The sequence below is a fragment of the Micrococcus sp. KRD026 genome (genome assembly GCF_017168445.1).
Classification (GTDB): domain Bacteria; phylum Actinomycetota; class Actinomycetes; order Actinomycetales; family Micrococcaceae; genus Micrococcus; species Micrococcus luteus.
Genome location: NZ_JABFBA010000018.1, coordinates 1 through 22,083, shown reverse-complemented (window position 1 = coordinate 22,083; position 22,083 = coordinate 1). Strand labels below are relative to the sequence as shown.

Below are 22,083 nucleotides of genomic sequence, written 5' to 3'. Positions count from 1 at the left end.
CCCATCACGGTGGCCAGCACCACCACCCAAACGGGCAAACCAGCTGGCCACCAGTGGGCAGTTCTGATGGCCACCAGCGGGAAGAAACACTGGCCGCCTATGGGCAGAACTCAATGGCCCTTGACACGGATCGTGCCCTGCCTGGTGACCTCTCGTCGCCCTTCATTTCGTCGTGTGTTCTGCCGTTTGTGACCGCCCCTGTGAGCGATCACAGTCCCTTCACGGCGTTGGATCGAGAGCGGGACGACCGATCCAGACGGTGTGCTGCGGGGCCACGTTCAGCCCGTCCCTCAGCCGTCCACGCATCACGCCGACCCGAGTACGCCCTTCCACAAGTTGCAGCGCCCCGGAGGGGCCTCCGAAGCACCCGCGATCGAGGAGGATCGGGGCCCTGAGCCACGTCCCCTGCTCCTCCCAAGCCCGCACGACTCGCCCGCCGCGAACCTTGATCCAGTGCCCGTGATAGTCCGGGGCCTCCTGGGCCAGATAGTCGGCACCGCCCTTCCCCGTGGGCACCACCTCTAGAACCTCTGTCGACAGTTCCTCGCGAGACCAGCGGACCCGCGAGAGGTCCACGGCAACGTACTCGCAGAGGAACTCATCGAGAGGCAGATGCTCGTAGAGCCACTGGTCCACGACATCGAGCGGCCACCCAAGTGCCTCAATCTCCGGAATCGATGCGAAGGCTGCCAGCGTGGTGACCTCGCCAGTCTGTCCAGGCACCAACCGGAGAATCTCATCACGCTGCAAGTCGGGCAGGTAGACCGGTCGGTGCGGGTCTGCGTGACTGTGCATGGCTCCATGCTGGCACAGCCAGCGTGTCGCCTTGGCCGTCAACTACTTGGACTTTCGCAGTGGATAGGTTCAGACCACGCCCGACCGCCGGGCGCAGTCAGGAGAAGCAGCATGAACGAACAGCCGAACACCACGATCATCGAGAATCTAGCGGAGGACCTCACCCCCATCGCCTACGGTGCCGCGAAGAACATGAAGGAGCGCACCGACGCGTGGAATGAGCAGGGCGGGGACCTTCAGTCGATCCTCGATCTTCAGAAGGAGGACTTCCGGGAACTGCTTCGCGCGCTCGCTGCGGTCGAACTTGAGGTGCGAACGCTCAAGGGTGAAGTAATCCGGGGAGAGGACGGCGCAACCACCGGGGGCGAGCCCCAGGCCTAAGCCCGACTGCTGACGCTGAGGCGGGGAGGGCTATCTCGTCCGGTCCTCCCCGCCCCAGATCCCGAAGCGCTCCTTCGCCGTCTCCGCGTACGCCGCGCACAAGTCCAGAACCGGGCACGACTGGCACAGAATCGCCGCCTGCGCCCTCTCTCCTCGGCTCGGTCAGCCGGTGAACCCGTCCGGCTCCTCCTGACACGGCACAGAGCCGTCAGGGGCTTCCAGCAGAGCCACCGTGAGCGAGGCGTAGGCGTCCAGCGCCTCGGGACTCCGGACCAGTTGGGAGCGACCGTCGATTTTCCCGTCGGTCCGGCTCATGACCGACCCTCCGAGCCCCGGCGAATGCGTTGCAAGTTGCTCGCGCTGCTGATCCGACGCGGCGCCGGAGCACCCGTCCGCTCAGCCCTACGGAGAGCGATCTCCGCAGCCTGCCTCGAGGCCGCGGACTTGCTCATCGACGACCGCGCCGCCGCCCCGATGTCCCTGACGACTCTGCCCCTCGGCACGGCCACGGACCCCGGCCCCACCTCGGGACGGTCCGTGAGATCCGCGATGACCATGCCGACCGCCGCCACGATGTCATCATGCGTGCCCGGCGGATTCTGCAACTTCACCGTGGACGGGCCGGTCTCGATCAGCCGCGCGGACAGGAACTCCGTCCGCACCTCCGGATCATCCGGAAGCGACAGAGCACGGTCACGAAGCGCGACATAGGTCGACCGCGCCAGCCGGTTCGCCCCAGCCGAGGAGAACACGAACTCCTCCGCGCGCACGCCCTGTCTCGTGAGGTTGCCGGTCAACTGCTCGGCCTGCATCCGATCGAACCGCAACTTGGCGCGGTACTGACGGCACAGCCGCAGAGTCGAGGCTTCCACCTCCGCGAGATCCACCTTCGCATTGCGCTCCGGTCGCCAGTAGACAACCCGGTCGATCACGACCCGCCGACCCTCCGGAGTGCGCTCCGAGTGCCCGGCGGCCAGCGCGGTCAGATCGCGGCGCGTACCAACGTCCAGCGCCGCCACGTACTCCACACCGGGACGCGGGTCGATGCTCAGCGAGCCGGGCCGGATCGCGGCCTCCACGTCCTCCGGACGGGTCAGAGCATCATCCGACTCGGCCCACTCGCACAGGATCAGACGCCGCCACTCCGCCGCCGTGAGATCCGACTGTGTGGACTCCACGTCCTGCGGGGACCACCACGGCGACGGCCCCGGCGTCCTCGAGGTCCGCCAGTGAGCAGAGTCCTGAGCATCGGCCCATACCTCCGCCCCGAGCCCGACCGGGGAACCGGCGGTGCCGATCACCAACAGCCGCGAGCCGGGCACCTTCGGCACTGCCGAGACGATCGCCCCGTAGAGCCGCCGGTGGTTGGTGGTCGAGGGCCAGACGCCCAACTCGTCGACCACCGACAGCCAGGGCCGTGTCCCGTAGGCCGAGGCCGCGTCCGAGGCTTCCACGGTCAGCGTCGCCCCGGTCGAGCGCACGCGCACCGACCGCGCCCCGAGATCCACGGCCCCGGACAGACCCGGCGTGCGCCCGACGATCCCGGCCAGAGCATCCGCGAACAACCCGGCCTGCTCCGCGTCCACGGCGTAGATGTGGCACCGGGCGCGGGCCGGAGCCTCCGTCAGCAAAAGCGCCAGGCACATCGCGGCGACATCCGTCGTCTTGGACATGCCGCGCCCGCGCAGGATGAAGTGACGGCGCGGCGCGCCCTCGGAGGTGTCGAGCACGGCCTGAGCGTCGGCACGCTGGAAGGGGTAGGCGATCTCGCCCCACGTCCTGCCCTCGTCCATCACGAACCCGGCCATCAGCGCGTACGCGTCTAGGGCATGTCTGACAATCGTTTTGACCATGCGAGCACAGCATTCAGGACCACAGCGGCCCGGTAGATGATCGCGTACTTGTCATACCGGGTCGCCAGACCCCGCCACTGCTTCAGGTGAGCGTACTGACGCTCGATGACGTTGCGGCCCTTGTAGGCGTCCGCGTCGAGGCCAATGGGGCGCCCGCCGCGGGCACCGCGCCGTCTGCGGTGGCCCTGCTGGTCGGCCGGTTCGGGGATGACCGCTTTGATCCCACGGGCGCGTAGGTGGGTGCGGATCGCCCGGGAGGAGTACGCCTTGTCGCCCAGCACGGCCTCGGGGCGGGTCCGGGGCCGCCCTACTGGCCGGGTCACGCGCAGCTGCTCCAGAAGAGGAAGCAGCATCGGGGAGTCCCCTGCCTGGCCGGGGGTGATCAGGCTGACCAGCGGCAGCCCGGTCCCATCGACGAGCTGATGGATCTTCGTGCTCAGCCCGCCACGGGAGCGCCCGATGCCGTGATCGGCCGGTTCCTCACGCGGATTCTTGTAGTTCGATCCATCCCCCTGTGTGGCGGGTGATGTTCGTCGCGTGCTGGTGGGCGCGGGCGATCGTGGAGTCCACCGAGACCGACCAATCGATCAGGCCTTCGGCCTCAGCGGCGGCGGTCAGCGTGGCCAGCACCGTGTCCCAGGTGCCTTTTTCGGCCAAGCGCCGATGCCAGGTCCACACTTCTCTGCCAGGGCCCGTAGACCTCGGGCAGATCCCTCCAAGCGATTCCGCACCGGTACCGGTAGATGATCGCCTCCACCATGGCGCGGGCGTCGGCGAACGGCCTGCCGGCCCGGCCGGCCCGGGTCGGGAGCATCGGGGCGATCAACTCCCATTGGGTGTCAGAGAGCATCTGGAACCGGGACATGTCCCCAGGGTCTCAGCTGACTCGTGCATCTATTCTCAGACACGCCCTAGGCCACGAGTGGGTCAGGCGCCGTTACATCGCGCCTCGCACCGGATCCCAGGCTGCACGACTGGCGCCCTTCCGGCCATCTCGACTTCAGTGGTCTCTGATCTCAGATGTCAAGATTTCCACGGCGTGTCGCGGTATGCAGCATATTCACGCGTTTGTGAAATCTTCGCTGCATCTCGACAGCACCCCACCCTCTGATCGCCTCCCGGTACCCCCTGCCGTAAAATCGCAATCATGTGGAAGGCAGATCACCCCGGTACCCCCTTCCATGGACTTGACTCGTCGGGTAGCCTCCTCAGCGAGACGGAGTCGAGAGGAGGAGGCTAACCCGAGCGAATCAGCCCATTCCAGAGGGCAATATCTCTCTTTTCTTTCTTCCCCGTCCTTCCGGATTTCCCGATGGGTGGAGGCGCTCGACTCCCGCTCTTCCCGCGGGCTTCCCGCTCGCGTTATGGCACCTGAACGGCACTCCTGCGGTGCCGTCTCCGGCGCACTTCCCACCCCCGTGTGGCCCATGCACATCGCCTCGCCACTGCTGCTCATCCCCCGAACGGAGCCGCCCCTGATCCAGGCCCAGAGGGGGTCTCTGGGGCGTGGATCTGTGGCTGGGCAGTGGCGGCAGACTCCCCTCCCTCTGGCCCTCGTGCGGCTTGGTTTCCGCCGGGCCCCTGGCTTTCTGCTCCCGGCCTGTACGCCCGCGCACGGCTGCGCTCTGGCTCCCGTCTACCTTCGGTGCTCCTTGGATGCTCGCCGGTCGCTGGTGCTCGTATGGCACGGCTTCCCGCTGGGGAGCTCGCGTGAAGATGTCGCAGCCGCTGGTCTACGTGTCGTAGGGCCCGGCCGGGGGGCGTCTCAGAGACCGCCGTGCGGGGTCATGTCGATCTGTTCAACAACCCGGTTCTGGGTGGTGTCCACGACGACGGTCATGGGGCGCTCGGTCCGCGGCGCGGTGACCCAGGGGTCCTCGCCGGTGGTCTCGGTGGCCACGATGAGCGCGACGTCGACGCGCTCGCCCTGGACGGTCTGCGCGCGCGACTCGAGCACCTGCACCGACGTGCTGGCCTTGGCCTGTACGAAGCGGTGCTGGGCGTCGGATTCCCAGTCCCGATCGACGTCGAGCGTCTTCAGCAGCTCAGGGCTCACCGTGGGCGCCAGCGCCTCCCGCCACTGCTGCCGGCTGGTCTGCCACGTGCGCGCGTTCATGGCCTGCGCAAACCGGCTGGCCACGTCCTCGGCACGCTTGCGGGCGTCGGGGTCCAGACCCTGGACGGCTCGCTCCTGGGCGGCCTTCTCCACCCCGATCTGGGAGCTGCGTGCCGCACTGACCGATGACGGGCTGACCTGGGCGTTTCCAGATTTCGACGGCCCCGTGGAGGTGGTCGTTTCCCGATTCGTTTCCTGACTCGCAGCGCTGGCCGGGGCGGTGCTGGCCGACGGCTGAGGCCAGGCTCCGGCCGTCGAGTTCGCGGCCGCCGCGGGGGTGGGGGCCGGCGCCTCCGGCGCCTGCTCGCCGGGGGTGCCGGTGAGCAGCCACGCGCCGGCGCCTGCCGCGGCGAGAGCGCCGACCAGGAAGGGCCAGGCCCGCCCCGTGCGGGGCTGGGGCTCCTGGGGGTGGCGGGTGGTGTCCGTGCGGCTCACTTCTTCTCCTGGATCACGTCGAAGTAGACGGTGTCGGTGCCGGTCTGGGTGACCGGGTGCTTGCGGGTGCCGGCGGACTCGTTGATCGCGGAGATCATCATGCCGTCGCCGACGTAGATGCCCACGTGCTCCCACCGCCCGCGGGTGGGGTCCCACTTCTGGGCGACGATGTCGCCGGGCTGCGGGGTCTCGGTGCGCTTGCCCACGGTCCACGGGGCCTGGCGTGGCATGTCGATCCCGTTGTCCTGGTAGACGCGTGAGACCAGCCCGGTGGCATCCCAGGATCGGAAGTCCGCGGCGCCGTAGGTGTAGGTGCCGCCGATGCCGGCTTCGGCGCGGGAGACGATCTTCGAGCGCGAGAAGTCGGCCGGGATCTCCAGGCGCTTGGTGTCCTCGTCCAGGGCGTGGTTGCCTTCGGGGGCGGTGCTGGAGGTGGCGCTGGCTGCGGCCGCAGCCCCGCCGGCGCCCTGGCACATCATGGGGGTGGTGCCGGTGACCTGGCCCAGGATCTGGTTCGCCGCGTTCTCCCACTTGTTGTACTCGTCGGGGTGGCGCGAGTTCTGTACGGCCTGGGCAGCCGGCCCGGGGGCCATGCCCTCCCAACCGGGGATGTCCAGCAGGCCCGGGGGCATGCCCTTGTTCGGGCCGGTTGGGCCGCCGAAGAACGCTCGTGCGGCGTACTCGGGGTTCATCAGCTCCGGCACGCTTCCCCAGCCGGCCACGGTGCGCTGCTGGAAGACGTTGACCGAGTCCTTGTTGGTGCCGGTCTTCTGGTGCGGGTAGTTCATGGACTCCGGCAGGGTCGGGTTCGCCATGTTCTGGAGCATGGTCTCCTGGAGCCCGGTCATCAGCGCCACCTGGATCCCCTTGTCCGAGATGTTGAGCTCGCGCGCCACCCCGATGATCAGGGCCGCGTTCTCCACCTGCTCCGGGGAGAGCGTCCACTCGCTGCCCTCGGGCAAGGTGATCCGCACCGGCCCGTTGACCTTGGGGGGCTGCCCGTCCGAGGCGGCGGCGCCCGCGGGCGAGGATCCGCTGGCCAGCTTGGCCGAGGGAGCCGAACTTGAGGAGGCTGCTGCCGAGCTCGAGGACGCCGCCCCCGCGGCACCGCCGCCGGCCGGAGAGGTCAGCCGGGGCATCTGGCCCTTCTCCAGGATCAGGCCGCGCTCGGCCAGCCAGGTCTGCGGGTTGGACCGCTCGCCGTTGACGTAGAGCATCAGGTGCAGGTGCACGCCCGTGGCCACGCCGGTCTCGCCGGCTCCGGCCAGGTGGTCCCCGGCCTTCACCTGCTGGCCGGGCTTGACCACGGTGGTGCCGTTGGCGATGTGGACATACCGCCACTCGATCCCGTTGCCTGAGTCGATCTTGAGGATGTTGCCGCCCTCTTCACCCTCCATGTTGGTGCCGATGACCGTGCCGCCCATGACGGCGTTGATGGGGGTGCCCTCGGGGATGCCGCCGATGTCCACGCCACCGTGGAAAAGCAAGGGCGCCTCGCTCGTGTAGCCCGGGGGGATGTACCCGGGCCCGAAGGGGTTCGGGCGCGGCCCGTAGTCGGAGGTGACCCGGCCCATCAGCGGGATGGCCAGGGACCCGTCCGCGGCGGTCAGGCCCCCCACGACACAGGAGAGGGAGGACTGCTGCATCTTCAGCTTCTGCTGGGCGCCACCGATCATCAGGATGATCAGCAGGATCAGCACCACCACGAAGGCGACGACGGCCACCACGGCGCCGGCCCCGATGAAGACGGCGCGGCGCTTCATGCGTGCTGCCCCCGCGGGCCCTGGGCGGCCCGGAGGCGCTCGCGCATCCGCTGGGTGGCCTCCGTGCTGTGCGCCCGCGGCCGCCGCGGGGGCTGCTGGGGGCCCTGGCTCGAATCCACGACGGTGCCCTCGACGACCTCGGGCCGGCGAGGGGTCACGGTGGCCTTGCCGTCGCTGCCCACCGTGATCCGGGACTGGCGAGGCACCCGCTGGGGCTTGCCGGGGCCGGTGAGCTCCTTGCGGTTCTGGCGCTCGATGGACCAGGCCGCGCCCTGGGCAACGACGTTGACCGCCCCACCCATCGGACCACCGATGGCGGCCGCCCCGACACCGACGGCACGCACCAGCGGAGCCGGGGGCAGCTGCCCGCCCGGACGGCGCCGGCGCGCAGGCCCGCTGCCGCCGTCGGCGCGCGCGGCACGGCCGAAGACCTGGGGGCCGCGGGGATCCGGCCGGCGCGGTCCTCCGCTGGGCGTATCGGAGCCGCCCGAGGGGCCGGCGCCGCCGCCGGTCGGCCGGGAGCGCGCAGGCCCGTCCTGGCCGCCGCCCTTGGCCAGACCGAGGCGGCCGAACTTGTAGCCGCCCAGGGCCGTGCCGGCCATGCCCACCAGCGACTTCATCGGCACGCTGGACTTCTTCTCCTGGCCGGCGCCCAAGCGCGAGAGCCAGCGGGCGGTCTGGTCGCCCTTCTTCATGATCCCGTGACGCACGCGCAGCACCAGCCAGATCAGCGCGATCAGCATGAGCACCAGCAACAGCATCTGGAGGGTCACACCGAGGGCTGCGGTGGCCAGCAACATGTTGGCCACCAGGCGCAGGGACACGGCCACGAGCACGATCGCGGCCACGATGACCACGCCGCAGGCGATCACGCCGACGAACGCGCCGAAGAACTCCTTGCGGGAGGTACCCGGCACGATCGAGATCATCACGGCCAGCACCTGGTAGACCCCGTAGAACAGGGCGGTGAGCACGGCCAGGAACAGCACCACCGCCATGGTGGCCACGAGCACGGCGAAGGCTGCCGAGCCCAGGTTGGTCATGAGCATGGGGGCGACCTTGATGAAGGAGGTCGACTCGGACCAGCTCTTGGCCGACTCGCTGCACCCCTTGACCGGGTCCATCACGGACTTGGACTTCACGTCCATGGGGTCCGCGGCCTTCATCGTCTCGGTGAAGGTGCTGGCGCAGCCGCCCTCGAGCAACTGGCCGAAGGCGACGGCCTGGGAGGGGCCGCGCAGCATCGCGTCCGTCAGGTCGGCCATCACGGACTGGCCCAGGGCCGAGGAGGCGTCCGCGCCGCCGTCCATCGCGCCCTTGCCGCCGGTGGCCTCCACGGCGATCTGCGCCGCGGTCTGCTGGGAGGTCTGGAGGACGCCGTCCGGGCCGGTGATGTAGGCGACCGGGTTCAGCGCGATGTTCGTGGCGACCACGACCATCATCACGGAGACGAACATCTCCCCCCAGGCCGCGCCGCGCTTGCGCATGAAGAACAGCAGGCCGATGGTCGTGCCGGAGATCATTGCCGCCAGCGGGATCCAGTGGATCTGCGCGACCAGCTGCCCGAAGTTCTGGCCGAGGACCTCCATCGGGCCGGAGAACCAGGAGACCCACTGGAAGCTGAGCAGGGTGTGCAGCAGCCACATGCACGTGGTCACGCACATGTAGTGCAGGCCCCAGAAGAGGTCGAGCACGGAGACCAGCGCGTCGCGGGCGGGGTTGATGTCAATGCCGCCGGCGCCGTGGTCCAGGGGCAGTGCCTCGTACTTGGAGATGGGCACACCGGAGGAGTCGGTGACCTGCTGGGACCACTCCTCCAGGCCCATCACCCCCGACTGCGCCGGGGCTGCCGGGGCCGCAGAGGCGGCCGGGGCGGCCCAGAGCATGGTCAGCAGCACGGCGGCGCTGACGCCAGCTCGTCGCATCCATCCGCGTGCGCTCATGCGTGCACCAGCTCCTTGGCGGTCTCGGTGGAGGCTCCGCGCTTGGGCGGGGAGCTCATCACGGCCTTGAAGCGGGCCGGCGAGAGCGGAGGAAGCACCTTGATCTTGGCGACGTTTCCGTAGGCGTCACGCATCAGCGCCTCACCGCGGCGCTCGGGGGCCACCTCCTCGTTGTCGTCCAGGGGGGAGAGCCCGGAGGTGACCAGCTCGACCCACTCGTCCTGCCCCATGTCGGCCATCCAGTCGAGGTTGCGCTGGGCCATCTTGGAGTCGCGGGAACGGCAGACGATGCGCACGGGGATCAGCGCCTGGAGCTGCTGGGATCCGAAGTCCGTTGACGCGTCATGCGAGCCCAACGCCACGGCGGCCTTGTGCTTGCGGCCGTAGCGGACCACGTTGGACAGCTCCAGCTCGGTCTCCGGGGAGCCGGTGGCGTGGTGGGCCTCGTCGACGATCATCAGCGACTCGATGGAGTCGTCGGCGTAGAGCACGACGCGGCTGATGGCCACGATCAGGGCATAGAGGGCGCGGCCGATGACCTTCTCCACCGGCAGCTCCGCCTTCAGCGCGGCGGACTCCAGCTCGTGGCGTCGGGGCAGCTCCACGCCGCGGGTGCAGAAGGTGAGGAAGCGCGAGGACAGGTCCAGGGTCGGCAGGGACTCGTCGAAGAGCAGGGGCCCGAACTCGGTGGACTGCACGTTCTGGAGGCCGAACGCGATCGCGCGGGTCTGTTCCGGCTCCTCCCCCGCCAAGCCCTGGCCGGAGAGCAGGTGGGCTACCAGGGACCCCATGGAGGTGATCTGGTGCTCCTGCGCGTAGTCGGGGTGCAGCAGCTGGCCGAGCAGCCGGCCCTCGGCGGAGTTCGAGCCGAAGCCCAGCAGCACGGAGACCAGGGAGCGGGTCACGCGCGCGGCGACCTTGCCCGGGAACAGGCGCAGGGGGTCGATCGACCAGCGGGTGTCGCCGAGCTCGACGACGGTGGGCTGGGAGCCTTCGCGTTCGGTGAGCAGTCGACCCAGGGCCGCCCACTCGGTGTTGTCGGAGCGGTCGATGGCCACGATCTGGCCGCCGCGGTCGAAGACGTTGCCGGCCACGATCTTCAGCAGGGTGGACTTGCCGGAGCCGTTCTCGCCGGTGACGGCGAACGAGCCGGACATGTCGGCCTCCATGAGGCCGCCGATGTTCATGAACACCGGGCTGCGGCGCGAGGAGGAGATGTTCGTGCCCAGCCGGAATCCGGTGCGGGTGCCCAGCGCGTCGGTCACCAGGGGCACGCCGAAGGCCAGGTGCCGGCCGGTGACCAGCAGCTCGAGCTTCTTCACCACGGAGGAGGCCGGCGTACCTGGCAGGCACGCCCACCACAGCGACTCCTGGTAGCCCAGGGGCGTGATCACCTTGAAGTCGCGCGCCGAGTAGGCCGCCTGGATCATCTGGGCCTGGTCCTGGGCCTGTTCGGGGGTCTCGGCGCCGACGATGAACATCACCGCGACGTCGACGGAGACCTCGGCCTCTGAGGAGTTCAGTGCGGCGTGGTAGGCCTTGAGGTCCTCGGCGATCGCGTCCAGGCGGGTGGATCCGCCGGTGATCGCGTGGGAGTCGCCCTCCTGCTGGTTGTACTCCTCGTTGAGCTTCTCCTCGGCACGCTTGTTCCGGGCGGCGGCGCGCTTGGCCGGCAGCACGTTCATGCGCATGATCCAGTCCGCGTTGACGCTGAGGGAGTCGATGTAGGAGACGTACTCGTCGTCGGGGAAGGTGAAGCCCTCGCGGGGGCCGGCGGTCAGGGCCATCACCACCTGGTACGAGGCCTGTCCTGCGGTGGTCTCGGAGGCGATCTTCACGTACCGGCGGCCGAAGGGGTTCAGCCGTTCCTTGGCGCTGACGTCGGACTGGCCGCCCTCGTCCACGAGCGGCTCGGGAATGCTCGCCCCGGAGGTGAACGCCTGCACGTCCTCTCCGCCAGCGGGCGCGGTGGGATCCGATCCCAGGCCCCGGCTCTGGGAGTGCGCGTAGATCCAGGCGACCTCGGCCGGAGAGGAGGGGATGGCCTTGAAGGCGGCGGGGATGGCCCGGCCGATGTGCTCGGCCGTGCGCCCCAGAGCCTGGATCTCCGCCTCCGTGGGTCGCCAGGTGGGCAGGGCCAGCTGCTCGCGCAGCTTGCCGTCGACGGAGCGGATCAGGGTCTGGAGGCGGTCGGTGATCGACTTGGACGGCAGCGGCACGGCCAGCCAGTAGGCTCGCTCGCCCACGGGGATCGTCTCGAGCTCGTCCAAAGAGAGCTCGACCTCCTCGAGGTAGTTGGGGCACTGCTCCAGGTCGACACCGTCGAGCATGCGCTCGACGACGGCGGCGGGGTCGAGCTCGGCGCACAGGCCCATGAGCATGGCCTCCCCGCGCAGGCCCTGGAAGAGGGCCTGGTGGGCGAGCATGGCCCGCTCTTTGTGCTCGCCCTTGCCGAAGCCGTAGGGCAGCCCGTGCACGCGCCACATCGCCCACACCGTGCCCGTGGAGGTCCACATGAGGTTCTCGCGCAGGTACAGGAGGGAGTTCTTCATCGCTGGGTGTCCTTGTTCTCGGTCGTGCTCTGCTGGAGGAGCCGGGCCACGGAGGAGGTGCCCATCGGCCGGTACGTCGGCGCGGGCTCGCCCTGCGGTTCGTCGGTGGCCATCGCGCGGGCGGGAGCGGTAGGGGTGGAGGGCTTCTCGGGCATCCCTGCGGGAGCCTTCTTGGGGGCGAACGTCTCGCCGCGGTAGTGCCCGTGGGGCGGCTTGGACCAGGCCAGGAAGGCTCCGGTGATGACCAGGCCCAGCTCGTGGAGGTTGTCCGGGGCGAAGCGCAGCAGCCAGGTGACCGCCAAACCGGCGGCCAGGGCGCCGGCGAAGTCGAGCAGGTCGAAGCCGGTGGTCCAGGACCCCCGGACGGCCCACAGCAGCGCCACCGTGATCGCCCCGCCCACGCCCTGCACGAGCGTGTAGGGGCCCCCGGGCACCCGGGTGCCGTCGGGCAGCCGGTAGAGCGTGGTGGGGATGCGGCGGATGCTGCTGTAGAACCGTCCGGTCTCGGTCATGGCTTACTCCTGGCCGATCACTTGATGGTCGTGCCGGCGGAGTCCGCGGCCCACTGGACGCCGGCCACGCCGCCCCAGATGAACAGGCCGCCGGCCAGAGCGGAGAGCAGGATCGCCGGCAGGGTCCACTTGCCGCGGGCCGAGCCGATCAGGAAGATCACCACGCCCAGGAAGATGATCAGCGCGTTGAGCACGCCCTGGGCCTGGGAGATCAGGTTGTTGATCGAGGTGAAGAAGTTGGCGCCGAGCGTGAGGGAAGAGTGGAGGTACGGGGTGAAGACGTTCACGAGGTCTCCCTTTCAGAGATGAGGGGTCAGTGGGTCGGGGTGGACTGAGGGGCTGAGGTGTCGATCAGGGGGGCCGGGTCGAGGGAGGTCACCTCCCATCGGCCGTCGCGGAAGGTCACGGTGACCGGCACCGTCACGCCCATACGCGAGTTGCGCTCATCGGGCAGCTCTGCCTCCGCCTGGATCAGGGCGCGCACCGGGGTGCCAGGCTGGACGGATTCCAGGACCTGATCGGCGCGGATCTCCTGGATGAACAGGCGGGTGTAGGGGGCGGGGTCGATGGCGGCGAGCTTGTAACCGGGGGCCAGGAAGCGGGAGACATCCGAGCGGCCGGCGCCGTAGGCCTGGAGGAAGCCGTCGAGCATCTTTCCCAGGTCGGTGTCCGGGCCGACCCGCTGGGAGTAGTTCAGGGTGACGGGGTCTCCGTGAGCCGGCCCCGGCACCGGGGTGGGGTAGCCGATGACCTGCAACTGGCCGGGGGCCTGCTCGTGAACGGCCACTTGGTAGTACCGCAGCGTGTAGGGGACCGGCTTGGCGGTGACCCCAGCCGCCGGAGACGGACTGGCCGCGGACGGGGACGGCGACGGCGAGGCAGAGGACGTCGGCGAGGCGGTCGCCTGCTCCAGCAGGGACAGGCTCTTGGTCGCCTCCGCTCCCTGCGGAGCGCTCGGCGCCCCGGAGCGCTGCTCCACATGGGCGGCGACGGTCACGGAGGTGATGCTCGGGTCCTGGCCGCGCTGGACGCCGGCCACGGCGACGTCGCGCACGCCCAGCGGCTCCACGGGCAGCTGGGGGATCTTCGTGCCACCGATGTAGGGCTCCAGCAGGCTCTGGTCATCGCGGGTGGCACGCAGCCACGCCGAAACGTAGGACGTCGCCACGCCCTCGGCTGTGGACGTGTCGGGCACCTCCACCGTCGGCGCCGGCTGGGATGCCGTCGAAGCGGCCAGCACCACGGCCAGGCCGGACAGGCCCAGGCACAGCACCATCGCCCCGTAGAACCCGTAGAGCAGGACCCGGGAGGCCAGGCTGTTCACCTTGGACTTGGCCGGCGTCGGGCTGTTCTGCTCCGGCGCCTCCGCGGCGGGCTCGGTCTTCTTCTTGCGAGAGAGCAGCTTCACCGATCCTGCCCTCCCATCCGCCGGGCGATGAGGGTGGCCTCGCGCAGCTGGTCGGAGTCCAGGAGGCGACGCATCTCCTCCTGGCTGGCCTGGTCGAACGGCCGCGCACACAGGTCCGCCAGACCCGCCTCCAGGACGGCCTCGGCCTCCCGCATGGTCTGGGCCTCACGCACGAAGCTGGCCAGCTGCTCATCGGTCACGATCTCGGGGGTCTGCTCGGACATCACGGGGGCTCCTTGGACGGGCGATCTCTCACCGGACTAAAGGCCGCCCGCGGGAACCGATGTCCCTTCCTTGCGGGAACTTTTTCTCCGCCCCTCCCCCACATCCGCATGATTCCGCCGATCTCCTGCGGTCCAGGTTCTGGAAATCCAGACGATCGGCAGATCCAGATCCAGATCCAGATTCGTTTCCCGACCTGCTCGTTTGGCTGGTCAGTGACCCGTCCGGGACGCCCGGACACCACTGATGGAGGGACCGAGTCCGATGAGCACCACCACCTACGCCCCGACCGTGATCGACCGCCTGAACGCCGAGTGGGCCGTGCGCTACGCCGAGACCTCCCACCCCTGGCCTCACGGCGCTCAGACCGGCATCGAGCTCGTCCAGACGGTGGCCCGCAGCACCGTGGAGGTCCGTGAGCAGATCATGCGCGGCCTGCTCGAGCAGGCCGCGGTCGGCGACGAGGACTGCGCCCGCGCCGTCCTCCAGCTGATGCTGCCTCGCTTCACCCTGATCGCCGGCCGTCACACCCGCATGCGCATGGCCGCCATGCACGGAGACCACTCCGCCCGCGAGGAGGTCTCCGCCGCCGTCATCGCCGCAGCGTGGAAGTGGATCCGCAGGCCCTCCCTGCACCGGGCCGGCTCGTGCATCGGCAACCTCGCCATGGACGTGCTCAAGGACTCCCTGCTCGAGCGCAAGCTCTACGACGGCCAGTCCGACGTCGAGGCCCTGCCCTCCTGGCTGCCGCAGCTGGCCGAGGAGCCGGCCGACGATGAGGCCGCCGACAACGGCCGTGCCACCCGGGACCTGTGCGCCCTGATCGCCTGGGCTCGAGACAACGCCGTCTTCTCCAGCCGCGATGCCGCGGTCTTCCTGCGCTACCAGCTGGCCGACGAGGCCGAGCGCGCAGCCCTGAGCGACGAGTACGGCTACAGCGGCCGCGGCCTGTGCAAGCGCATCAACGTCCTGCGCACTCGCCTGACCCAGGCCGTGAAGGACTACGCCCTGGAGCGCAGCGAGCTGGCTCCCGACTACGCGGCCCTCATGGAGCAGGCCCCGGCCGCCTGAACCCCAGACCGCGACCACCTCACCGAACGGCTATCCACGGATGCACAGCGAAACCTCCCCCCACTACAGGAGGAATACATGTGGTTTTACTACATGGGGACCCTCCAGAATCGGTGCAATCATGCCGATTCTGACGGGGTGACTGTCACAAGATGCACACACTGGCCGTCACAAGATGCACGTGGATAACCTCCGGCCCGACCGGCGCACCGTCACAAGATGCACACACGCGATCGGCTTGATCCCGCCGATTTCGCCCCCAATCTGCGTCCACTCCGCCGACTATGAGCCCCCGTCACAAGATGCACGTGGATAACTCCCCGGCGACCGCAGTTCTCCACACCCGCTCCGTCCCCTCCACGCCCACCCGTCATCGGGTCCGAAAGGTCACCTCAGCCATGAACCACACGCCGGACATCACCTCCATCGACGCGGCCACGCGCCCGGCCCTCTCGCCCAGGCGCCTGCGGCTGCTCGAGCTCAGCGAGGAGATCGAGCAGAACCCCGGCGAGGTCGCCTTCTCCACCCGCATCTGGGCCCAGCTGAGCCTGCCCTACCGCGACCCCGGAGCCACGGTCCCCCACTGGAGCCGACGCAACGGAGACACCACCCTGACGCTCTCCCCCGGCCCGGCGGGCTTCCCCTTCGGCGTCCTGGCCCGCTCCCTGCTCACCTGGATGTCCACCGAGGCCGTGCGCACCCGCTCCCGCCACCTGGACCCCGGCCCCTCCCTGCGCGCGTTCCTCTCCAGCGTCGGCACCTACCCCTCCGGGGCGAATCAGCGCCGTGTGATGGACCAGCTCCACCGGCTCAGCACGACCTCGATCATCATCGAGACCAGCCGCGAGACGCCCGGCCGGCGCACCCTCAGCGGCCAGAACATGCACGTGGCCCACCGCTACGAGCTCACGTACCAGCGTGGGGCCGACCATGCGCGCATCGAGCTCAGCGAGCCCTACTTCGAGGAGGTCATGCGCTCCCCCGTCCCGGTCCTCTCCTCCGCCCTGGCAGCCCTGGGCGGCTCCCCCATGCGCATGGACCTCTACGTCTGGCTCTCCTACCGGATGTCCACGCTCCAGCGCACCACCACCGTCTCCTGGCGCCAGCTGGAGACCCAGTTCGGCGCCCAGTACGCCCAGCCGCGCCAGTTCAAGGCCGCCTTCTTGAAGAACCTCGAGCCCGTGAAGCTGATCTACCCCCAGGCGAAGGTGGCCGTGGTGGACTCCGGCCTGCGCCTGCACCCCTCCGCCACCCACGTCCCGCAGGCAGCCCACCAGCGCCCCCGGCACCTGCGCGTGGGCTGATGCACCACGAAGGGACCCGTGGACTTCGGGGCAGGGAACAGCGGGCCGATCACGGCCCAGACCTCGTCCGAGATGACATCACGCGACACCCCTCAAGACTGGCGCACCCAAAGCTTGAAACCCTTTAGCAACACGCCCTAAGACTGCGTCCGGGCGGGTTCGGGGCCGACCTGCCGGCCGGGTCACACGCAGCTGTTCCAGCAGCGGCAGCAACATGGGCGAGTCCCCTGCTTGGCCAGGGGTGATCAGGCTGACCAGTGGCAGCCCTGCACCGTCGACGAGCTGGTGGATCTTCGTGCTCAACCCGCCCCGTGAGCGCCCGATACCGTGATCGGCGGGCTCTTCACGCAGATTCTTGTAGTTCGATCCAGCCCCCTGTGAGGCGCGTGGTGTTCGTCGCGTGCTGATGTGCCCGGGCGATCGTGGAGTCCACCGCCACCGACCAGTCGATAAGGCCTTCAGCGTCAGCAGCCGCCGTGAGGGTCGCCAACACCGTGTCCCAGGTGCCCTCTTCAGCCATGCGCCGATGCCAGGTCCACACTTCTCTGCCAGGGCCCGTAGACCTCGGGCAGACCACGCCACGGAATCGAAGCACCTGTACCGGTAGATGATGGCCTCGACCATCGTGCGGGCATCGGCGAAGGGTCGGCCCTGTCGGCCCGTGCGGGCTGGGAGCATCGGGGCGATCAGCGCCCACTGAGCATCGGAGAGGATTTGGAACCAGGACATGCCTTTCAGGGTGTCAGCCGACCCCTGGACTCATTGTCAGACACGCCCTAGTGACCCCGCCGTACGGAGTGGTGCTGGAGCCATTCGCTGGATCGGGGACGACGGTGGAAGCAGCGGTCAGCGATGGCTATCGCGTGCTGTGCATCGAGAAGGATGCGTCGTACGTTCCACTGGTTCAGTCACGGTTGGACCGTTAGCCGAGCCGTGGTCGGGGAGCTTCTGGCGACGAACGATCTTTGCCGTCTCGATGCCGTACTATTGAATGGCGCCACGCCGTAGTTGTGAGTTCGGGGATATTCTGAACTCATGTCCGTCTCTGAGTTGTCCGCGAGTACCCAGAACTATTTGAAGGCTGTGTGGGGTCTGACGGAGTGGTCGTCGGTGCCGGTGACCCCGACACTGATCGCGGAGCGAACAGGGTTGAAGCTCTCTTCGGTCTCGGATGCTGTACGTAAGCTGTCGACGCAGGGTCTTGTCGAGCATGCTCCTTACGGCTCGGTGGAGCTGACGGAGACGGGACGCTCCTACGCGCTGGCGATGGTCCGTCGGCACCGACTGATCGAGTCATTCCTCGTCAGCGTCTTGGGCTACTCGTGGGATCAGGTGCATGACGAGGCTGAGCACCTCGAGCATGCGGTGTCAGATTTCATGATCGACCGGATCGACGAGTTCTTGAAGTTCCCCACCCGGGACCCTCACGGCGACCCGATCCCATCTGCTGACGGGACAGTGCACATCCCGGACGCGACGCAGCTGACCGGAGTCGGGGCGGGGCACCGAGTGGTCGTCGAGCGCATTTCGGACTCGGACCCAGCGCTCCTGCAGTTCTTCGAAGAGCATGGTTTCGTCATCGGATCAACACTGGAGATCGACGAAGGGGCGCCGTTCTCGGACGCATTGGACGCGCGAGTTGCGGGATCGGACGCCTCGGTAGCACTGGGCCGTTCGGCGACAGATGCACTCTACGTGTCTGTCGCGGCCAGTTGACGCTGTCACCGCGCAGCTTCGTTGTGGAGTGACGCATGGAGAACGGCTGCTCCGGCAGGGAGTAACGTGCCGTGCCATTGCGCTGTGCGGGCTTCGATAATGTCGACTTCCGCTGTGCTTGCCCGGATGTGTAGGCGTGTGCCGGGGCTAAGGCGTCGCTCGTCGAGGAACGCCAGTGTTTCGACTGGTGCATCGGCGACGCGTGTGATCCTCACGGGAACCCATCGACGGCGTGCGAGTTCCCACAGAGGGGTATCTTGATGGGCTTCGATGCGACCGTCTGCGGTGGGGATGGGGTGCCCGTAGGGGTCGTGGGTGGGCTGGTCGAGGGCAGCTTCGATTCGCTGGAGGAAGCGGGGTGAGCTGCTGGCTTCCAATGCGTCGGCGTTCGTGGCGAGTTCACTCCAGGGCAGACTGAGGACATCGTGGAGGAAGCACCGAAGCATCCGGTTCACCCGCACTGCTCGCATCGTTTCGAGGTGTCCCGCTGGAGTAAGGAAGATGCTCTTGTACCGTTCGTGGTCGACGAGACCGTCACCGACGAGTCGCTTTACCTGTTCGGACACGCTCCCCGGCACGAACCTCAGCACACGGGAAAGACCTGTGGCTGTGACCGGAGCGTCACTGGTCTCGGTCAGGGACCAGATCGCACGGAGATACCGTGCTCTGGTCCCTGACCGGTCGCTCTTGCCGCGCATGCGGGATGCCTTCTACTGCGCGGAAGCGAGTGCGCGTCTGCGGCGTGTGTTCATGATCCGGGTCCCGATGAGCCCGTGCCGGGGGCTGAAGAGGTAGACAAGCGCGAACACGGCTCCCTGCGCGAGGACGACCATGCCGCCGGAAGCGGTGTCGAGGTAGTAGCTCAAGTACAGGCCGATGACAGCGCAGGCTGCGGAGATGGCGGGAGCGATAAGGAGCATGCGCCCGAACCTGTCCGTGAGCAGGTATGCGGTCGCTCCCGGGATGATGAGCATCGCCACGACCAGGATGACGCCCACGGCCTGGAGGGCGACGACGGCGGTGAGGGCGAGGAGGCCGAGGAGAGCCGCGCCGAGGATCTTCGGGTTCAGACCGATTGCGTGGGCGTGGGTGGGGTCGAAGGCGTAGAGGGTAAAGTCGCGGCGCTTGGTGACGAGGATCGTGAAGGTGATCGCGCCGAGGATGATCACCTGAATGAGGTCGGCCCAGGACACGCCGAGCAGGTTGCCGAAGATGATGTGGTTCAGGTCGGTTTGCGACGGCGTGACGGAGATCAGCACGAGCCCCAGAGCGAACAGTGTCGTGAACACGATTCCGATTGCGGCATCTTCTTTCACTCTGCTGGTGTCTCTCACCGCACCGATGAGGGCGACAGCGAGGAATCCGAAGACGACCGCTCCGAGGGCGAACGGCGCCCCGACGATGTAGGCGAGGACCACTCCGGGGAGGACGGCATGGGAGACGGCGTCGCCCATGAGTGACCAGCCGATCAGGACGAGCCAGCACGAGAGCACCGCGCACACGATCGAGGCGATCAGGGTGGTCGCGAGGGCGCGGACCATGAAGTCGTAGCTGAGGGGTTCGAGGAAGAACTCGATCAGGTTCATCAGTTGTCGCCTCGGTTCAGGACGTCCAGGCCGAAGGCCAGGGCGAGGTTGTCGGGTTGAAGTACCTCGCTGGGGTCGCCGTGCATGAGCACGCGCCGCATCAGAAGCACGGCTTCGTCGGCCAGGTCGGGCAATGCGTGGAGATCGTGGGTGGAGACGAGGATCGTGGCCCCGTCGTCGGCGAGCTCTCGTAAGAGCCGGGTGATCGTGGCCTCGGAGCGTTTGTCAACGCCCGCGAATGGCTCATCCAACAACAGGATCGTCGCGCCCTGAGCGATGCCCCGAGCGACGAACGCGCGCTTCTTCTGCCCCCCGGAGAGCTGCCCGATCTGCCGGTCGGCGTATTCGGTCAGTTCGACCCGTTCGAGCGCGTGGTCGACGGCGTCATGGTCGACTTTTCTCGCGTGGCGGGTGAATCTCATGTGCCCGTAGCGTCCAGTCATGACTACGTCGCGCACCGACAGGGGAAACGCCCAGTCGACGTCTTCGCTCTGGGGCACGTAGCCAACGGTCCTGGCCTTGCGTGCTTTCGTCGGGTTCTCACCGTTCACGCGTACGGTTCCGGAGTCGGGGCGCAGCAGCCCCATGATGGTCTTGAACAGGGTGGACTTCCCGGATCCGTTCATGCCCACAAGCCCGCATACACGTCCGGATTGAATGTCGAGGGTGGCGTGGTCGAGGGCGAGGACCTCACCGTAGTGCACGGTGACGTCGCGCACGGAGATCGCTGTCTCCATCAGTTACCTGCCGTCAGGGCATCGATGATGGTGGTCGCATCGTGACGGATCAGCTCCAGGTAGGTGGGGACCGGGCCGTCCGCTTCGGAGAGGGAATCGACATACAGCACACCGCCAAAGGCGGCATCGGTCGCTTCGACGACCTGCTGCATCGGGGCATCGGACACGGTGGACTCGCAGAACACCGCGGGTACATCGTTGTCGCGCACGAACTCGATGGCAGAGGTGATCTGCTGAGGCGTGGCCTGCTGCTCGGCGTTGACCGCCCAGATGTACTTCTCCGTCAGTCCGGCATCCCGTGCGAGGTACGAGAACGCGCCTTCGCAGGTGACCAGTGCCCGTTGGTTCTCGGGCAGGACCGACAGCTCGTCGACTAGCTCGTCCTGCACTGCCTGCAGCTCGGCCTTGTACGCCTCGCCGTTGACCTCGTACTCGGCTGCGTTCTCGGGGTCGAGGTCACTGAAAGCGTCGACCATGTTGTCGACGTAGATCTGCACGTTCACCGGGCTCATCCAGGCGTGCGGGTTCGGCATGCCCGCGTAGGCGTCCTCGGTGATGTCGATCGTCTCGACGCCGTCACTGACGACCACGTGAGGCACATCCAGTCCCTCGACGAACTGACCGAACCATGCTTCGAGGTTCATTCCGTTGTCGAGGATGAGCTCCGCCTCCGACGCTCTTCGAATATCTCCCGGGGTGGGCTCGTAGCCGTGGATCTCCGTCCCCACCTTTGTGATCGACTCCACCCGCAGGTGGTCCCCCGCGACGTTCTCTGCGATGTCCGCGAGAACGGTGAATGTCGTCAGCACCACGGGACGCTCGTCGTCCGCTCCTGCATCGTTCTCGCTGGATGTCGCGCAGCCAGCAAGAGAGAGCGCGAGCACGGATGCTGCCAGAAGCGGCAGGGCACGGCGGGGAAGGAAGCGGGAGTTACGTGGCATGGATATTTCCTTAGTTAAGCGGGTGGCGTTCATGTGAGTGGTGGAAGCGGAGGGCGAGGTGTTGGGGGCGGGCCAGCGCGATGGGATGCGGTGATGAAGTGGTCGAGCTTGTCGGATGTTTCTCCGCGCAGGTACACGCCGAGCATGCGCAGGAGGTTCAGCGTCACCGCTTCGGGGTCGGAAGACGTTCGCAGCAGGCGACCGGCAGCGTCATGGTCGGCATCTCCCACGGACTGAAACAAGGTGATGGCCTCCAGCCATGCACCCTCACTGCGCTGATCGGTGTGCGTTCGTCTCATAGCCCACAGGGTAGTGTTCGGTATGCCGTAGTTTCAAATGGTTGCGTGTCGTAAACCTGTGAACTACATTGATGTTATTACTAAATACGTTGCTCCAAGCACTGGTGAGGCACAACATGTAGTGGTTGCTGGCGGGGTGCGTCGCAACCGGAGAGCGAGGAGGATCGCCATGCCAGCCCTACCCGAGTCCCGGCGCGAAGCGCCCTCTGTGCGCGAACTTGCCGCCGCCCAGTCTCCTGATCTGGTGTTCTTTTCGAGTGCTTCGGAGAACACTCGCCGCTTCGTCGACCGGCTAGATGTTGTGGGGCATGAGGTTCTTGGCAGGGCGTGTCAGATGGTCTGTGTAAGCCGTACCGAGAGGAACGGTAAGAATCATGACCATGATCGACGAGAAGAACCCAGGCGAGCCCTCGGGCCAGGACCTGGTCGAGCAGCTGAAAGCCTCAGGG

21 protein-coding genes and 3 pseudogenes are annotated in these 22,083 nt (G+C 67.8%); 5 read left to right on the top strand and 19 right to left on the bottom strand.

What is annotated here, in order from left to right:
- Positions 1–219 precede the first annotated feature (219 nt).
- Entirely contained in the window at positions 220–795 is a 576-nt protein-coding gene (locus J1M40_RS06370; RefSeq protein ID WP_206450607.1) for a hypothetical protein, read from the bottom strand.
- A 111-nt stretch (positions 796–906) separates the two neighbouring features.
- On the opposite strand from J1M40_RS06370, the gene J1M40_RS06365 reads away from it, so the two are divergent.
- On the top strand, positions 907–1,176 hold the full coding sequence (locus J1M40_RS06365) for a hypothetical protein (RefSeq protein ID WP_206450606.1): 270 nt from the start codon (positions 907–909) through the stop codon (positions 1,174–1,176).
- A gap of 30 nt (positions 1,177–1,206) precedes the next feature.
- Here J1M40_RS06365 and J1M40_RS13040 read toward each other — a convergent pair.
- The 12 genes and pseudogenes from J1M40_RS13040 to J1M40_RS06305 all read right to left on the bottom strand — a co-directional run.
- Positions 1,207–1,314, bottom strand: a pseudogene (locus J1M40_RS13040) (WhiB family transcriptional regulator); the annotation flags it as partial.
- A gap of 24 nt (positions 1,315–1,338) precedes the next feature.
- A complete protein-coding gene (locus tag J1M40_RS06355; RefSeq protein WP_206450605.1) occupies positions 1,339–1,491 on the bottom strand; it encodes a hypothetical protein in 153 nt (50 codons plus the stop codon).
- Positions 1,488–3,029, bottom strand: a complete 1,542-nt coding sequence (locus J1M40_RS06350) for a hypothetical protein (protein ID WP_206450604.1) — start codon at positions 3,027–3,029, stop codon at positions 1,488–1,490. The genes J1M40_RS06355 and J1M40_RS06350 overlap by 4 nt, the downstream gene beginning before the upstream one ends.
- Positions 2,999–3,894: pseudogene (locus J1M40_RS06345) on the bottom strand (IS5 family transposase). Before J1M40_RS06345 ends, J1M40_RS06350 begins: the two are co-directional and overlap by 31 nt.
- Positions 3,895–4,794: 900 nt before the next feature.
- Entirely contained in the window at positions 4,795–5,580 is a 786-nt protein-coding gene (locus tag J1M40_RS06340) for a hypothetical protein (RefSeq protein ID WP_206450603.1), read from the bottom strand.
- Positions 5,577–7,343, bottom strand: a complete 1,767-nt coding sequence (locus J1M40_RS06335) for a peptidoglycan DD-metalloendopeptidase family protein (RefSeq protein WP_206450602.1) — start codon at positions 7,341–7,343, stop codon at positions 5,577–5,579. Before J1M40_RS06335 ends, J1M40_RS06340 begins: the two co-directional genes overlap by 4 nt.
- Positions 7,340–9,286 carry a hypothetical protein gene (locus J1M40_RS06330; RefSeq protein ID WP_206450601.1) on the bottom strand — a complete coding sequence of 649 codons (1,947 nt, stop codon included), beginning with the start codon at positions 9,284–9,286 and terminating at the stop codon, positions 7,340–7,342. Before J1M40_RS06330 ends, J1M40_RS06335 begins: the two co-directional genes overlap by 4 nt.
- Positions 9,283–11,838 carry an ATP-binding protein gene (locus J1M40_RS06325; RefSeq protein WP_098471891.1) on the bottom strand — a complete coding sequence of 852 codons (2,556 nt, stop codon included), beginning with the start codon at positions 11,836–11,838 and terminating at the stop codon, positions 9,283–9,285. Before J1M40_RS06325 ends, J1M40_RS06330 begins: the two co-directional genes overlap by 4 nt.
- On the bottom strand, positions 11,835–12,350 hold the full coding sequence (locus J1M40_RS06320) for a hypothetical protein (RefSeq protein WP_206450600.1): 516 nt from the start codon (positions 12,348–12,350) through the stop codon (positions 11,835–11,837). Before J1M40_RS06320 ends, J1M40_RS06325 begins: the two co-directional genes overlap by 4 nt.
- A gap of 17 nt (positions 12,351–12,367) precedes the next feature.
- On the bottom strand, positions 12,368–12,637 hold the full coding sequence (locus J1M40_RS06315) for a hypothetical protein (protein WP_206450599.1): 270 nt from the start codon (positions 12,635–12,637) through the stop codon (positions 12,368–12,370).
- 26 nt (positions 12,638–12,663) lie between these two features.
- Complete coding sequence (locus J1M40_RS06310; RefSeq protein ID WP_206450598.1) at positions 12,664–13,758, bottom strand: conjugal transfer protein; 1,095 nt, start codon at positions 13,756–13,758, stop codon at positions 12,664–12,666.
- Entirely contained in the window at positions 13,755–13,982 is a 228-nt protein-coding gene (locus J1M40_RS06305; RefSeq protein WP_206450597.1) for a hypothetical protein, read from the bottom strand. The genes J1M40_RS06310 and J1M40_RS06305 overlap by 4 nt, the downstream gene beginning before the upstream one ends.
- Before the next feature lie 262 nt (positions 13,983–14,244).
- On the opposite strand from J1M40_RS06305, the gene J1M40_RS06300 reads away from it, so the two are divergent.
- Entirely contained in the window at positions 14,245–15,051 is an 807-nt protein-coding gene (locus tag J1M40_RS06300) for a hypothetical protein (protein WP_206450596.1), read from the top strand.
- Between the two features lie 398 nt (positions 15,052–15,449).
- Positions 15,450–16,355 (top strand): replication protein RepA, encoded by a 906-nt coding sequence (locus J1M40_RS06295; RefSeq protein ID WP_101966132.1) that lies wholly within the window; start codon positions 15,450–15,452, stop codon positions 16,353–16,355.
- 135 nt (positions 16,356–16,490) lie between these two features.
- Here J1M40_RS06295 and J1M40_RS06290 read toward each other — a convergent pair.
- Positions 16,491–17,084 (bottom strand): annotated as a pseudogene (locus J1M40_RS06290) (IS5 family transposase); the annotation flags it as partial.
- 50 nt (positions 17,085–17,134) lie between these two features.
- Here J1M40_RS06290 and J1M40_RS13035 point away from each other — a divergent pair.
- Both J1M40_RS13035 and J1M40_RS06280 read left to right on the top strand, forming a co-directional pair.
- The gene (locus tag J1M40_RS13035) at positions 17,135–17,281 is read left to right on the top strand and encodes a DNA methyltransferase (protein ID WP_206450595.1); all 147 of its coding nucleotides are present in this window, start codon (positions 17,135–17,137) and stop codon (positions 17,279–17,281) included.
- 109 nt (positions 17,282–17,390) lie between these two features.
- On the top strand, positions 17,391–18,071 hold the full coding sequence (locus tag J1M40_RS06280) for a metal-dependent transcriptional regulator (RefSeq protein WP_067191406.1): 681 nt from the start codon (positions 17,391–17,393) through the stop codon (positions 18,069–18,071).
- Positions 18,072–18,076: 5 nt separating this feature from the next.
- Here J1M40_RS06280 and J1M40_RS06275 read toward each other — a convergent pair whose 3' ends face one another.
- The 5 genes from J1M40_RS06275 to J1M40_RS06255 are packed head-to-tail and all read right to left on the bottom strand — an operon-like array spanning position 18,077 to position 21,634.
- The gene (locus J1M40_RS06275; RefSeq protein ID WP_206450594.1) at positions 18,077–18,769 is read right to left on the bottom strand and encodes a metal-dependent transcriptional regulator; all 693 of its coding nucleotides are present in this window, start codon (positions 18,767–18,769) and stop codon (positions 18,077–18,079) included.
- 12 nt (positions 18,770–18,781) lie between these two features.
- Positions 18,782–19,657, bottom strand: a complete 876-nt coding sequence (locus J1M40_RS06270) for a metal ABC transporter permease (RefSeq protein WP_206450593.1) — start codon at positions 19,655–19,657, stop codon at positions 18,782–18,784.
- Positions 19,657–20,397: a metal ABC transporter ATP-binding protein gene (locus J1M40_RS06265; RefSeq protein WP_206450618.1), complete on the bottom strand. Its 741-nt coding sequence runs from the start codon at positions 20,395–20,397 to the stop codon at positions 19,657–19,659. Before J1M40_RS06265 ends, J1M40_RS06270 begins: the two co-directional genes overlap by 1 nt.
- Positions 20,394–21,335, bottom strand: coding sequence for a metal ABC transporter substrate-binding protein (locus J1M40_RS06260; protein WP_274607986.1), 942 nt, complete (start codon positions 21,333–21,335; stop codon positions 20,394–20,396). Before J1M40_RS06260 ends, J1M40_RS06265 begins: the two co-directional genes overlap by 4 nt.
- Positions 21,336–21,364: 29 nt before the next feature.
- Positions 21,365–21,634 carry a hypothetical protein gene (locus J1M40_RS06255; RefSeq protein WP_206450592.1) on the bottom strand — a complete coding sequence of 90 codons (270 nt, stop codon included), beginning with the start codon at positions 21,632–21,634 and terminating at the stop codon, positions 21,365–21,367.
- Positions 21,635–22,083 lie beyond the last annotated feature (449 nt).

Bases quoted from the DNA above. Each gene is read 5' to 3' on its own strand.
- J1M40_RS06295 (WP_101966132.1), top strand. From the start codon at position 15,450: ATGAACCACACGCCGGACATCACCTCCATCGACGCGGCCACGCGCCCG.
- J1M40_RS06275 (WP_206450594.1), bottom strand. From the start codon at position 18,769: ATGCGCGGCAAGAGCGACCGGTCAGGGACCAGAGCACGGTATCTCCGT.
- J1M40_RS06335 (WP_206450602.1), bottom strand. From the start codon at position 7,343: ATGAAGCGCCGCGCCGTCTTCATCGGGGCCGGCGCCGTGGTGGCCGTC.
- J1M40_RS06300 (WP_206450596.1), top strand. From the start codon at position 14,245: ATGAGCACCACCACCTACGCCCCGACCGTGATCGACCGCCTGAACGCC.
- J1M40_RS06255 (WP_206450592.1), bottom strand. From the start codon at position 21,634: ATGAGACGAACGCACACCGATCAGCGCAGTGAGGGTGCATGGCTGGAG.
- J1M40_RS06320 (WP_206450600.1), bottom strand. From the start codon at position 12,350: ATGACCGAGACCGGACGGTTCTACAGCAGCATCCGCCGCATCCCCACC.
- J1M40_RS06270 (WP_206450593.1), bottom strand. From the start codon at position 19,657: ATGAACCTGATCGAGTTCTTCCTCGAACCCCTCAGCTACGACTTCATG.
- J1M40_RS06355 (WP_206450605.1), bottom strand. From the start codon at position 1,491: ATGAGCCGGACCGACGGGAAAATCGACGGTCGCTCCCAACTGGTCCGG.
- J1M40_RS06305 (WP_206450597.1), bottom strand. From the start codon at position 13,982: ATGTCCGAGCAGACCCCCGAGATCGTGACCGATGAGCAGCTGGCCAGC.
- J1M40_RS06370 (WP_206450607.1), bottom strand. From the start codon at position 795: ATGCACAGTCACGCAGACCCGCACCGACCGGTCTACCTGCCCGACTTG.
- J1M40_RS06260 (WP_274607986.1), bottom strand. From the start codon at position 21,335: ATGCCACGTAACTCCCGCTTCCTTCCCCGCCGTGCCCTGCCGCTTCTG.
- J1M40_RS06325 (WP_098471891.1), bottom strand. From the start codon at position 11,838: ATGAAGAACTCCCTCCTGTACCTGCGCGAGAACCTCATGTGGACCTCC.
- J1M40_RS06280 (WP_067191406.1), top strand. From the start codon at position 17,391: ATGTCCGTCTCTGAGTTGTCCGCGAGTACCCAGAACTATTTGAAGGCT.
- J1M40_RS06330 (WP_206450601.1), bottom strand. From the start codon at position 9,286: ATGAGCGCACGCGGATGGATGCGACGAGCTGGCGTCAGCGCCGCCGTG.
- J1M40_RS06350 (WP_206450604.1), bottom strand. From the start codon at position 3,029: ATGGTCAAAACGATTGTCAGACATGCCCTAGACGCGTACGCGCTGATG.
- J1M40_RS06365 (WP_206450606.1), top strand. From the start codon at position 907: ATGAACGAACAGCCGAACACCACGATCATCGAGAATCTAGCGGAGGAC.